Source organism: Pseudomonas sp. ChxA (assembly GCF_030263855.1).
Lineage (GTDB): Bacteria > Pseudomonadota > Gammaproteobacteria > Pseudomonadales > Pseudomonadaceae > Aquipseudomonas > Aquipseudomonas fluorescens_CB.
In genome coordinates this window covers 5,062,761-5,075,237 of sequence record NZ_JARPMK010000001.1, presented here as the reverse complement: position 1 = coordinate 5,075,237, position 12,477 = coordinate 5,062,761, and the positions used below count along the sequence as shown (strand labels likewise).

The following is a 12,477-nucleotide window of genomic DNA, read 5'->3' as shown; positions in this document are numbered from 1 at the left end:
CGAAACCACCATGGAGCTTAGTCGGCATCCGAAAAAGCGCGGTGGCGAGGGTGTAACGAGTTGTGCTGGCGCACGCCGACATTTGGCCGAATCGTCGTTATCTCCACGGCAGGCCTGTCGTTAGACTCAAGGCTTCCCTAGGAGATAAAGCTCATGGATACGTACTTGAATCCCAGCCGCTTCATCGATAGTGACCACCCTGCGGTGGTGGAGTTCGCCGAAAAACATCGCGGAACCCGCCCGGATTTAAGTGACCAGGCGGTCAGTCTCTACTACGCCGTGCGTGAGGCGATTCGCTACAACCCGTACACCTTCAGCCGGGACCCCAATACCCTCAGTGCCAGCTTTGCCCTGGCCACCGGCGAGAGCTACTGTGTGCCCAAGGCCACCTTATTGGCCGCCTGCGCCCGCCATTGCGGGATCCCGGCGCGCATTGGCCTGGCGGATGTGCGCAATCATTTATCGACACCGCGCCTGCTCGCGCTGCTCAAAAGTGATGTGTTCGCCATGCACGGCTATACCGAGTTGTACCTGCACGGTCGCTGGGTCAAGGCCACGCCGGCGTTCAACAGCCAACTGTGCGAGTTGTTCGACGTGCCGCCGTTGGAGTTCGACGGGGTCAACGACAGCGTGTTCCACGCCTTCAACCGCCAAGGCCAGCGCTCGATGGAGTATGTGCTGGACCACGGGCAGTTCAGCGATGTGCCCGAAGCGTTTTTCTTCGCGCATATTCAGCAGTGTTACCCGCACCTGTTTGCCGACGACATGCCGCTCTTGCTCAAGGACATGCAGGGCGACATGCAGAGCGATTTAAGCCGCGTGTGAACCGGCGTATGCTGCTGCGTTCATCAAGCCATGTTCATCAACGATAAGGCGCGGTCATGCTGAAAATATGGGGTCGTAAAAATTCATCAAACGTCAGGAAGGCACTGTGGTGCGCCGAGGAACTCGGCCTGGACTATGAGGCAATTGATGCGGGCGGGGCTTTTGGTGTGGTCGACACCCCGCAATATCGGGCGTTGAACCCCAATGGCCGGGTGCCAATGATCGAAGACGGCGACTTTGTGTTGTGGGAATCCAACACCATCGTGCGTTATCTGTGCGCCAAGAACGCGTCGGATTTTTACCCAAATGACCTGCAAGCCCGTGCCAGCGCCGAGAAGTGGATGGACTGGACCACGTCCACGCTCGCCGATCCGTTCAAGGCTGTGTTTTGGGGCATCCTGCGCACCCCGGCAGAAAAACAGAACTGGGACAGCATCAATGCCGGTCGCCAAGCCTGCATCGATGCGCTTAACACCGTCGACCAGGCACTCGCCGAGCAACCCTACCTGTCCGGCGAGCATTTCGGCATGGGCGACATCCCCTTGGGTTGCTTTGCCTACGCCTGGTTCGAGATGCCCATCGAGCGCCCGGCAATGCCCCATCTAGAGGCCTGGTACCAGCGCCTCAAAGACCGCCCGGCCTACCGCAAGGCCGTGATGACCGCGTTGACTTAATACCGACTATTAATACAGGTGACTGTACTTGTGCGGCGCGGCCAAGCACCATGCTTGTCATGCGCCGCCGTTGAACTACGTGCGCTGCGCGCTTATCTACTCTTTCTATTCCCTTCTCTGGTGCGTAATCCGATATGAGTTCCGCTCTGTCCATCCGGCAGCTAACCAAAACCTACGGCAACGGTTTCCAGGCCCTGAGTGGTATCGATCTGGACGTTGCCGAAGGTGACTTCTTCGCCTTGCTCGGCCCCAACGGTGCCGGCAAATCCACCACCATCGGCATCCTCTCCACCCTGGTCAACAAAACCAGCGGCTCGGTGAATATCTTTGGCCATGACCTGGACAAATCCCCGGCGGCGCTCAAGCGCTCCATCGGTGTGGTGCCCCAGGAATTCAACTTCAACCAGTTTGAAAAGACCTTCGACATTGTCGTGACCCAGGCTGGTTACTACGGCATCCCGGCGAAAATCGCCAAGGAGCGCGCCGAGCAGTACCTGACTCAGTTGGGCTTGTGGGACAAGCGTGACGTGCCGTCGCGTTCGTTGTCCGGCGGCATGAAGCGCCGCCTGATGATTGCTCGCGCGCTGGTGCATGAACCGCGCCTGCTGATCCTCGATGAGCCGACCGCGGGTGTGGACATCGAGCTGCGCCGTTCGATGTGGACCTTCCTCACCGAGCTGAACGAGAAGGGCATCACCATCATCCTCACCACCCATTACCTGGAAGAGGCTGAGCAGTTGTGCCGCAACATCGGCATCATCGACCACGGCACCATTGTCGAGAACACCAGCATGCGTAACCTGCTGGGCCAGTTGCATGTGGAAACCTTCCTGCTCGACCTGAAAAACAACCTGTCGGTGGCACCACAACTGCTCGGCTACCCAAGCCGCCTGGTGGATGGCCACACCCTGGAAGTCCAGGTGGACAAGGCCATGGGCATCACCGCGTTGTTCACCCAGTTGGCGGCCCAGAGCATCGAAGTGCTGAGCCTGCGTAACAAAACCAATCGCCTTGAGGAGTTGTTTGTGTCCCTGGTGGAGAAAAATCTGGCGAAGGTGGCGGTATGAGTTCCGAACTGCAACCCAACCTTGTCGCGCTGCAGACCATCGTTTACCGCGAAGTGAAGCGCTTTACCCGGATCTGGCCGCAGACCCTGCTGCCGCCGGCGATCACCATGGTCTTGTACTTCGTGATCTTCGGTAACCTGATCGGCCGCCAGATCGGCGACATGGGTGGCTTCACTTACATGGAGTACATCGTGCCGGGCCTGATCATGATGTCGGTGATCACCAACTCTTACGGCAACGTGGTCTCGAGCTTTTTCGGCAGCAAGTTCCAGCGTTCCATCGAAGAATTGATGGTCTCGCCGGTGTCGCCGCACACCATTCTGATCGGCTACACCCTGGGCGGCGTGCTGCGCGGTTTGATGGTCGGGGTGATCGTGACCTTGCTGTCGCTGTTCTTCACCCATCTGCAGGTACATCACCTGGGGGTCACCATTTTGGTGGTGGTATTGACGGCGACGATCTTCTCGCTGCTGGGCTTTATCAACGCTGTGTTTGCACGTAACTTCGATGATATTTCGATCATCCCGACGTTTGTGCTGACGCCGCTGACCTATCTGGGCGGGGTGTTCTACTCCATTACCTTGCTGCCACCGTTCTGGCAGACCGTGTCGCTGGCCAACCCGGTGTTGCACATGGTTAACGCCTTTCGCTACGGCATTCTGGGCGTGTCGGATATCAAGATCAGCGTGGCGATTACCTTTATGCTGGTGGCGACGGTGGTGCTGTATGTGGGATGCGCGCGGTTGCTGGTGAGTGGGCGCGGGATGCGTACCTAAGCAGTTAGCTGCAATAAAAAACGGCCTCCCAGTGAGGCCGTTTTTTATTGACTGTAGGCAGGGCCTATGTGGGAGCTGGCTTGCCTGCGATGGCGGTCTTTTGGTGTACATATCCATTTCTGCGGTAACGGCTACCTATGGTTCCGCTCTTACAGCGGGTCACTTTTGCAAGGACGCAAAAGTAACCAAAAGGTCCTCGCCCCACCACTCGGTGCCTCGCCTAGGCTCGGCATGCCCGCACTCCGGCTTGAATCCGTGGGCCGCCGCGATGGGCCATCCTTGGCCCAGCGCGGCTAACCCGGCGTCCTGCCGGGTTACCCACGGATTCAAGCCTGCGTTCGGCCATCGTGGTTAACGGGGCGTCTCAGATCAAAAGCAGATCAAGATCAAGATCTACAGCACGGCGGCCTGAAAGCCGACCTGAGTGGTTGAATCAAAAGCAAAAGCGGATTTGCATGCACTGAAGAGCTGCTTTTCTGTGGGAGCTGGCTTGCCTGCGATGCAGACACCTTGGTGTATCAGGCACACCGAGTTGATGCCATCGCAGCGGTGCGACGATTCGACAAGCCAGCTCCCACCTTTGACCGAGTATGGCTCTGCTGTTGCTGTTGCTGTTGCTCCGGCCCTTACATCCTTTTCGATGACGAAGTCAGCGGTCTTTTGATCTGCGCTTTTGATCTTGATCTTGATCTGAAATCGCCCCGTTAAACACGATGGCCGGAATTCGACAGTGATTTGGGGGGTAAACCGGCAGGGATGCCGGTTTAGCCGCGCTGGGCCAAGGATGGCCCATCGCGGCGGCCCCCCAAATCACTGGCGGATTGCGGGCATGCCGAGCCATAGCGAGGCACCGAGTGTTGGGGCGAAGACTTTTTGGTTACTTTTGTGTCTTTACAAAAGTGACCCGCTGTAAGAGCGGAACCCTACTCAGCCGTTACCGCAGCAATGGATATGTACTCGGCCCGACGCAAGATAACCATCGCAGGCAAGCCAGCTCCCCCATTGGCTATGCATCAGGCCGTTACCTTCTGAGTGCCAGCTCGATCAGTCCATGCAGCTCTTGCACCGTCAGCGGTTCGGTCGAAAACAAAATGCGAAACACCGTCGGCGCCGCCAGCAGGTTGATCAAATGGTCCACGCTCGGCGGCGTACTCTGTGGGTAGCGATCGATAATCGTCTGAAACTGCCCACTCAGAATGCTCACGCAATAACCCGGCGTGATCATGCTCTGCAGGTCACGCATCATGTTGCGCCCAGGCTCCGAGTTCATTTCATCCAGGTATTGCTCAGCCCAGGCCTGCAGGTCGCCGCGCAGGCTGCCGGTATTCGCCGGCTCGCTGTCGGGGCGCATGCGGGCCAGGGCCACATCGGCCAACAGCACCGATAAGTCGCCCCAGCGCCGGTAGATGGTCGAGGGCGTGACGCCCGCGCGTGTCGCAATCATCGGCACGGTAACGCTGGAGCGCTCATGGGCTTCGAGCAGCTCACGCACCGCCGAATGCACTGATTCTTGGACCCGGGCACTGCGGCCTCCCGGGCGAAGGCCTTCTTTTATCGCCATGCGTAAAACCTTAACACAAAGAATTTGCTTTAAGCGCGCACTGGTAGCACACTGCGCAAAAGCAAAGTATTAGCTTTAGCGGAGTGTGCCCATGTCTCGCGTTATTTCTCAACGGTCCAGCCTGGCGTTCCTGGTCATCACTGTGTTGACCTTCCTCGCCGCGTCCAGCGCGCCGACGCCGCTGTATCAGGTGTATCAGGAAAACCTGCACTTCTCCGCAGCGATGCTCACGGTGATTTTCGGCGTGTATGCCGTCAGCCTGCTGGCGGCGTTGCTGACCGTGGGTTCGCTGTCGGATCACCTGGGGCGCAAGCCGGTGATTTTCGTCGCATTGCTGCTCAATATTGCGGCGATGGTGTTGTTTATCAACGCCGACAGCACCGCGCACCTGATTGTCGCCCGCGCGTTGCAAGGTTTCGCCACCGGCATGGCCACGGCGGTGCTGAGTGCGACCCTGCTCGACACTGACCGCGTGCGTGGCCCGATGCTCAATAGCCTGGCGCCACTGCTGGGCATGGCCAGTGGTGGGCTGGGCAGCGGCCTGTTGGTCGAGTTCGCGCCGCGTCCTACCCAGTTGATTTACTTCACGCTGTTGGGGTTGATGGTATTGCAGGCGGTGTATGTGTGGCGCCTGGCGGAAACCGTCAGCCGTATTCCGGGGGCCTTGAAGTCGCTGGCGCCAACCCTGCATGTGCCGCGGCAAGCGCGCCGGGCCTTATGGCTGGTGATGCCGCTGAATGTGGCGGTGTGGGCGTTGGGCGGGTTCTTCTCATCCCTGGCGCCGTCGCTGGTCAAGGCTGCCACAGGTTCCACGTCGCACTTGATCGGCGGGGTTCTCGTAGCGGTGGTGACCTTGAGTGGTGCGGTGATGATCTACAGCGTGCGCGAGCGCCCGGCCGATAAAATCATGCGGCTGTCGGCAGGGCTGTTGGCTGTGGGCGTCGCGCTGCTGCTGGTGGCCGTGCACCTGGGTATTTTGTGGCTGTTCTTTGTCGCCAGTGTGATTGCAGGTTTCGGTTTTGGCGGCGGCTTCATGGGCAGTGTGCGCAGTATCGTCGGGCTGGCGTTACCCCATGAAAGGGCCGGTTTGATGTCGGCGTTCTATGTCTTGAGCTACTTGGCGTTCTGTCTGCCGGCGCTGTTGGCGGGTTACCTGAGCCATGTTTACGGCCTTATCGTCACCACTGAAGGCTATGGGGCCGCGCTGATGGTGCTGGCCCTGAGTGCCTTGGTCGGTTTGGTCCTGCAGAACTCGGTGCAGGCCAAGGCGGCGATAGAATGATGCTGTATATTGGTAAAGTAGATAACAGATAGAGATATTACCCGTTATATAGATATTCGATCAGGTTCTATGATGGCTTCAACCTCATGCGAGGAAGAGGATTACCATCATGACCTGCTCGACGACTCCCAACTGCAAAACCCCCAGCTACAAACCCTTGAGTCATCTGACCCGCCCACGGGAAGTGATTCGCCAGTTCACCCCCAACTGGTTTGCCGCGACCATGGGCACCGGCGTGCTGGCCCTGGCCTTGGCGCAACTGCCGTTCAACCTGCCAGGTTTGCACGTCATTGCCGAAGGGCTGTGGTTGTTCACCATTGGCCTGTTTGTGCTGTTCAGCCTGTTGTATGCGGCACGTTGGGTGATGTTTTTCCACGAAGCGCGACGCATCTTCGGGCACTCCACGGTGTCGATGTTCTTCGGCACCATTCCCATGGGCCTGGCGACGATTCTCAACGGTTTGCTGCTGTTTGGCCTGCCGCGCTGGGGCAGCGAAGTGATCCCGCTGGCTGAAGCCTTGTGGTGGTTGGACGTGGCGATGGCCCTGGCCTGCGGCGTGTTGATCCCGTTCATGATGTTCACCCGTCAGGAACACAGCATCGACCAGATGACCGCCGTCTGGCTGTTGCCGGTGGTTGCTGCCGAAGTCGCCGCCGCCAGCGGTGGCCTGCTGGCGCCGCACTTGGCCGACGCCCATTCGCAACTGGTGATGCTGGTGACCAGCTACGTGTTGTGGGCGTTTTCGCTGCCGGTGGCGTTCAGCATCCTGACCATCCTGATGTTGCGCATGGCCCTGCATAAACTGCCACCTGCCAATATGGCCGCGTCGAGCTGGCTGGCCCTTGGCCCCATCGGCACCGGCGCGCTGGGCATGTTGCTGTTGGGCGGTGACGCCCCGGCGATCTTCGCCGCCAATGGTTTGCCGGGTGTGGGCGAAATGGCCAATGGCCTGGGCGTGGTGGCGGGTATCACCCTGTGGGGCTTCGGTTTGTGGTGGATGCTGATCGCGGTGCTGATCACCCTGCGTTACCTGCGCGCCGGCATACCGTTCAACCTCGGCTGGTGGGGGTTTACCTTCCCGCTGGGGGTTTACGCGTTGGCCACGCTGAAGCTGGCGAGCCTGCTGCACCTGAGCTTTTTCAGCGTCTTTGGCAGCGTGCTGGTGCTGGCATTGGCGCTGATGTGGCTGATCGTGGCCAAGCGCACCGTGCAGGGCGCCTATAAAGGTGAGCTTTTTGTTTCGCCATGCATTGCAGGACTAGCGAATAAATAAGCGCGATTAGGTAAAGTCGTGGCCTGAGAAACTACAAGCCTTCAGGCCACGCAGGAACACGGACGATGAGCCACCCCTCACAATTCACCTTGCTGCGCACACGGCGCTTTCTGCCGTTTTTCATTACCCAGTTGCTGGGCGCATTCAACGACAACATCTTCAAGCAATCGCTGATCCTGGCGATTCTCTACAAGCTCACCATCGAGGGCGACCGCTCCATCTGGGTCAACCTGTGCGCCTTGTTGTTTATCCTGCCATTCTTCCTGTTCTCGGCGCTGGCCGGGCAGTTTGGCGAGAAATTCAACAAGGACGCGCTGATCCGTGCGATCAAGATCGGCGAGATCGTGATCATGGCCGTGGGCGCCACGGGCTTTCTGTTCAACCACCTGGAACTGATGTTGCTGGCGCTGTTTGCCATGGGCACGCATTCGGCGCTGTTCGGCCCGGTGAAGTACTCGATCATGCCCCAGGCGCTGCACGACGATGAACTGGTGGGCGGCAACGGGCTGGTGGAAATGGGCACGTTTCTGGCGATCCTGGCCGGCACCATTGGCGCCGGGATCATCATGTCGTCGAGCAATTACGCGCCCCTGGTGGCGGTAGCGATTGTCGGCGTGGCGGTGCTCGGCTACCTGGCCAGCCGCAGTATTCCGCGGGCGGCGGCGTCCACGCCCGAGCTGCGCCTGAACTGGAATATCTTCAGCGAATCCTGGGCGACCTTGCGCCTGGGCCTGGGGCAGACGCCGGCAGTGTCGCGCTCGATTGTCGGCAACTCGTGGTTCTGGTTTGTCGGCGCGATCTACCTCACGCAGATCCCGGCCTACGCCAAGGAATGGTTGTACGGCGATGAAACGGTGGTGACGCTGATCCTCACGGTGTTTTCGGTGGGCATCGCCGTCGGTTCGATGCTCTGCGAAAAGCTCTCCGGGCGTAAGGTCGAGATCGGCCTGGTGCCGTTTGGCTCGTTTGGCCTGACGGTCTTCGGCCTGCTGCTGTGGTGGCACTCGGGCGGTTTCCCGCAATCGGCCGAGGAGCATAGCTGGCTGGCGGTACTCAGCTACGGACAGGCGTGGTGGGTGTTGTTCGATATCCTTGGCCTGGGTGTGTTCGGTGGCTTCTATATCGTGCCGCTCTACGCGCTAATCCAGTCACGCACGGCCGAGAACGAGCGCGCGCGGGTCATCGCGGCCAACAATATTCTCAATGCGTTGTTCATGGTGGTCTCGGCCATCGTCTCGATCCTGCTGCTGAGCGTGGCCAAGCTGTCGATCCCGGAGTTGTTTCTGGTGGTGTCGCTGCTCAACATCGCGGTCAACACTTACATCTTCAAAATCGTCCCCGAGTTCACCATGCGTTTCATGATCTGGCTGCTCAGCCATTCCATGTACCGCGTGGAGCATCGCAACCTGGAACGCATTCCCGATGAAGGCGCGGCGTTGCTGGTGTGCAACCACGTGTCGTTTGTCGATGCACTGTTGATTGGCGGCGCGGTGCGTCGGCCGATTCGCTTTGTGATGTACTACAAAATCTACCGTTTACCGGTGCTCAACTTCATTTTCCGTACGGCCGGGGCGATTCCGATTGCCGGGCGCCATGAAGATATCCAGATCTACGAAAAAGCCTTCACACGGATTGCCCAGTACCTGAAGGAAGGGGAATTGGTGTGCATCTTCCCCGAAGGCAAGCTGACCGCCGATGGCGAGATGAATGAGTTCCGTGGCGGGCTGACGCGGATTCTGGAGGAGACTCCGGTGCCGGTGATTCCGATGGCGTTGCAAGGGTTGTGGGGGAGCTTTTTCAGTCGCGATCCGAACAAGGGGATCTTTCATCGGATCTGGTCGCGGGTGGTGTTGGTGGCCGGTGAGCCGGTTGCTGTAGAGGGCGCGACGCCTGAGCAGTTGCAGGCGCAGGTAGGCGTGTTGCGCGGGAGTGTCAGGTAGTGATCGTTCCCACGCTCTGCGTGGGAACGCCGCCCTGGACGCTCCGCGTCCGCTTCTAAAGGCGCAACGCGGAGCGTCACAGGATGCATTCCCACGCGGAGCGTGGGAACGATCATGTGGGAGCTGGCTTGCCTGCGATAGCGGTAGTGGCTCAGGCGCTGATCTTGAGCCCAACCAGCCCGCAAATAATCAACGCCACACTCGCCAGCCGAAACAACGCCATGGACTCGCCAAACAGGATGATCCCGGCGATCACCGTGCCCACCGCACCCACACCGGTCCAGATGGCATAGGCGGTGCCCAACGGCAGCTCCTTCATGGCCAGGCCCAGCAGGCCGAGGCTGATGGCCATGGCGGCAATCGTCAGGGCTGTCGGCAGCGGCTTGCTGAAACCGTCGGTGTACTTCAGGCCGACCGCCCAGCCGACCTCAAACAGTCCGGCAAAAAACAGAATGATCCAGGACATGTTGATCTCCCCTTTATAACTGGGGTCGTCCCCGGATTAAGCGCTTGAAAGCGTCGCGAGGTCGTCCTCGCGAAGCCCGGTAGCTTGCCGAAAATTGATAGGACGATCAAGTTTGTGGCGTGTTCTCCATAGCACGGCGGTCTTCCTTTTCGCTCATTCTGCGAAAGTACGTCGACAGCAATGCCCCGGAAATATTGTGCCACACGCTGAACAGCGCACTCGGCACCGCCGCCAAGGGTGAAAAGTGCGCACTGGCCAGCGCGGCGCCCAGCCCGGAGTTCTGCATGCCCACTTCCAGCGCCAGGGATTTACGCTGCGCCAACGGCAGTTTGAACACGCGGCCGGTGAAGTAGCCGAGCAGATAACCGAAGCTGTTGTGCAGCATGACTACGGCCATGATCAACAGGCCGGATTCGGCGATCTTCGCCTGGCTCGCCGCAACCACTGCAGCGACGATGATCACAATGCTCACCACCGACACCAACGGCAGCACGTCTACCGCATGGCGGACGCGCTCACCCAGTACGCGTTGCGCCACCACGCCCAGCACGATCGGCAGTAACACCACTTGCAGGATCGACCAGAACAACTCCATGAATGACACCGGCAGCCAGGCCGAGGCCAGCAGCCAGATCAACGCGGGCGTCAGCAGCGGGGCGAGGAGGGTGGTGACGGCGGCGATGGCCACCGACAGCGCCAGGTCGCCCCGGGCCAGCCAGGTCATGACGTTGGACGAAGTGCCGCTTGGGCAGCACCCGACCAGGATCACGCCGACGGCGATTTCCGGCGGCAGGTGGAACGCCTGGCACAGCAGCCAGGCCACGCCCGGCATGATCACAAAATGCGCGACCACGCCGAGGGCCACGCGCCAGGGGTGGCGAGCGACTTCGGCGAAGTCTTCCAGTTTCAAGGTCAGCCCCATGCCGAACATTACCAGGCCCAACAGCGGCACGATGGCGCCTTTAAGGCCAATGAACCAACCGGGCTCAAGAAAGGCGAGCACCGCGAAAATCAACACCCAGTAGGCGAAGGTATTGCCAACGAAGCGGCTCAAGGCGGCGAGTGCGCGCATGGGGGATGTCCTTGTTATCAGATTTCGGAAGTGCAAATGTAATCAAATGTGGGAGCTGGCTTGCCTGCGATAGCATCAACTCGGTATGACTGATAGACCGAGGTGTCTGCATCGCAGGCAAGCCAGCTCCCACACTGACTGTGCTCCCTTTATGGCGGGTGTAGCTTAGATGCCCTGTGGAGTTTCTTCGCCGCCGAGTGCCTCAACCAGCGCCGGCAGGAACTCGCCAAACGTCAGCATCATCAGGGTAAAGCTGGCATCCAGTTGGCCCAATGCCTCGTCGCCGCCGTCCTGTTCAGCCTGGTCTTGCAGCAGGTCTTCGAACTTCAGGCGCTTGACGGTCATTTTGTCGTCGAGCATGAAGGACAACTTGTCCTGCCAGGCCAGGGACAATTGCGTCACGACTTTGCCGGTGGTCAGGTGCAGTTGGATCTCTTCGCCGGTCAGGTCCTGGCGCTTGCAACGCACGATGCCGCCGTCTTCGTGGGTGTCACGCAGTTCGCATTCGTCGAGGACGAAGAAGTCATCGGCCGGCTTCTGCGTGGTGACCCAGTCGGTCATGATCGCCGTTGGTGCGGTTTTAACCGTCAGCGGGCGTACCGGCAGGGTGCCGATCACTTCGCGCAGGGTCGACAGCAAGTCTTCAGCGCGTTTCGGGCTGGCCGAGTTGACCAGGATCAGGCCCTGTTTCGGCGCAATGGCGGCGAAAGTCGACGAGCGACGGATAAAGGCGCGCGGCAGGAAGGCCTGGATGATTTCATCCTTGATCTGGTCGCGTTCCTTCTTATAGACCTTGCGCATTTGCTCGGCCTCAATCTCTTCGACTTTCTCTTTAAGCGCGTCACGCACCACGCTACCCGGCAGGATGCGTTCTTCCTTGCGTGCAGCGATCAGCAGGAAGTCACCGCTGACATGCACCAGGGGAGCGTCTTCACCTTTACCAAAAGGCGCGACGAAACCGTAAGTGGTCAACTCCTGGCTTGCACATGGGCGCGCCAGTTTGGTGGCCATGGCCGCTTCCAACGCCTCGGCATCAACAGGCAGATCTTGGGTCAGGCGATAGATAAGCAGGTTCTTGAACCACATGGGGTGAGTCTCTCCTTTATACAAAGGGGGGCATTATTCTCTTGATCCGGGCTGAGGCCAACCCTGCCTAAGCCATTGGAAGGGCTGAAAAAAAAGATTTAAGAAAGTGCTTGCCAGACTTAAGGTCGCTCCGTAGAATGCGCGCCACACCGAAGCGAAGGGTGATTAGCTCAGCTGGGAGAGCGTCTGCCTTACAAGCAGAATGTCGGCGGTTCGATCCCGTCATCACCCACCATTCGTTTCAAGTGTTACGCGCAGCGGTAGTTCAGTCGGTTAGAATACCGGCCTGTCACGCCGGGGGTCGCGGGTTCGAGTCCCGTCCGCTGCGCCATATTTGCTTCCACTAAGGCCCACTGAACGCCTGGAAGCCACGGAAATAGCGGCCTTGTGCCGCTTTTTTCGTTTTCTGAATTCCACTGGAATCCATCTCCAGCCACGGTTTTTAAGTACACATT

Annotated in this window: 11 protein-coding genes and 2 tRNA genes; 9 read left to right on the top strand and 4 right to left on the bottom strand. The window is 59.3% G+C overall.

The genetic code is table 11. The features are described 5' to 3' along the window. Positions 1-153: 153 nt before the first annotated feature. The 4 genes from P5706_RS22680 (at position 154) to P5706_RS22665 (ending at position 3,342) form a co-directional block, all read left to right on the top strand. Positions 154-825, top strand: a complete 672-nt coding sequence (locus P5706_RS22680; RefSeq protein WP_285681921.1) for a transglutaminase-like domain-containing protein — start codon at positions 154-156, stop codon at positions 823-825. A gap of 56 nt (positions 826-881) precedes the next feature. Then, entirely contained in the window at positions 882-1,499 is a 618-nt protein-coding gene (locus tag P5706_RS22675) for a glutathione S-transferase family protein (RefSeq protein ID WP_285681919.1), read from the top strand. A 134-nt stretch (positions 1,500-1,633) separates the two neighbouring features. Beyond that, positions 1,634-2,566: an ABC transporter ATP-binding protein gene (locus P5706_RS22670; protein WP_056859647.1), complete on the top strand. Its 933-nt coding sequence runs from the start codon at positions 1,634-1,636 to the stop codon at positions 2,564-2,566. Continuing rightward, positions 2,563-3,342: an ABC transporter permease gene (locus tag P5706_RS22665; RefSeq protein ID WP_058420148.1), complete on the top strand. Its 780-nt coding sequence runs from the start codon at positions 2,563-2,565 to the stop codon at positions 3,340-3,342. Before P5706_RS22670 ends, P5706_RS22665 begins: the two co-directional genes overlap by 4 nt. Positions 3,343-4,363: 1,021 nt before the next feature. Here the strand turns inward: P5706_RS22665 and P5706_RS22660 are convergent. Then, positions 4,364-4,903: a TetR/AcrR family transcriptional regulator gene (locus P5706_RS22660; RefSeq protein WP_200434846.1), complete on the bottom strand. Its 540-nt coding sequence runs from the start codon at positions 4,901-4,903 to the stop codon at positions 4,364-4,366. Between the two features lie 91 nt (positions 4,904-4,994). Between P5706_RS22660 and P5706_RS22655 the strand changes: the two genes are divergently transcribed. The 3 genes from P5706_RS22655 (at position 4,995) to P5706_RS22645 (ending at position 9,398) form a co-directional block, all read left to right on the top strand. Beyond that, the gene (locus tag P5706_RS22655; protein ID WP_200434845.1) at positions 4,995-6,185 is read left to right on the top strand and encodes an MFS transporter; all 1,191 of its coding nucleotides are present in this window, start codon (positions 4,995-4,997) and stop codon (positions 6,183-6,185) included. A 109-nt stretch (positions 6,186-6,294) separates the two neighbouring features. After that, positions 6,295-7,458, top strand: coding sequence for a TDT family transporter (locus P5706_RS22650; RefSeq protein ID WP_200434844.1), 1,164 nt, complete (start codon positions 6,295-6,297; stop codon positions 7,456-7,458). A 65-nt stretch (positions 7,459-7,523) separates the two neighbouring features. After that, entirely contained in the window at positions 7,524-9,398 is a 1,875-nt protein-coding gene (locus tag P5706_RS22645; protein WP_285681915.1) for an MFS transporter, read from the top strand. A gap of 151 nt (positions 9,399-9,549) precedes the next feature. Here P5706_RS22645 and sugE read toward each other — a convergent pair whose 3' ends face one another. From sugE to rdgC, 3 genes are all read right to left on the bottom strand, one after another. Then, positions 9,550-9,864: a quaternary ammonium compound efflux SMR transporter SugE gene (sugE, locus tag P5706_RS22640; protein WP_017136389.1), complete on the bottom strand. Its 315-nt coding sequence runs from the start codon at positions 9,862-9,864 to the stop codon at positions 9,550-9,552. A gap of 106 nt (positions 9,865-9,970) precedes the next feature. After that, positions 9,971-10,936 carry a bile acid:sodium symporter family protein gene (locus P5706_RS22635; protein WP_285681912.1) on the bottom strand — a complete coding sequence of 322 codons (966 nt, stop codon included), beginning with the start codon at positions 10,934-10,936 and terminating at the stop codon, positions 9,971-9,973. A gap of 165 nt (positions 10,937-11,101) precedes the next feature. Continuing rightward, positions 11,102-12,022, bottom strand: coding sequence for a recombination-associated protein RdgC (rdgC, locus tag P5706_RS22630; protein WP_003172886.1), 921 nt, complete (start codon positions 12,020-12,022; stop codon positions 11,102-11,104). Positions 12,023-12,181: 159 nt separating this feature from the next. On the opposite strand from rdgC, the gene P5706_RS22625 reads away from it, so the two are divergent. After that, a tRNA-Val gene (locus tag P5706_RS22625) sits at positions 12,182-12,257 on the top strand. Positions 12,258-12,276: 19 nt separating this feature from the next. Next, positions 12,277-12,353, top strand: a tRNA-Asp gene (locus tag P5706_RS22620). The last annotated feature ends 124 nt before the right edge of the window (positions 12,354-12,477 follow it).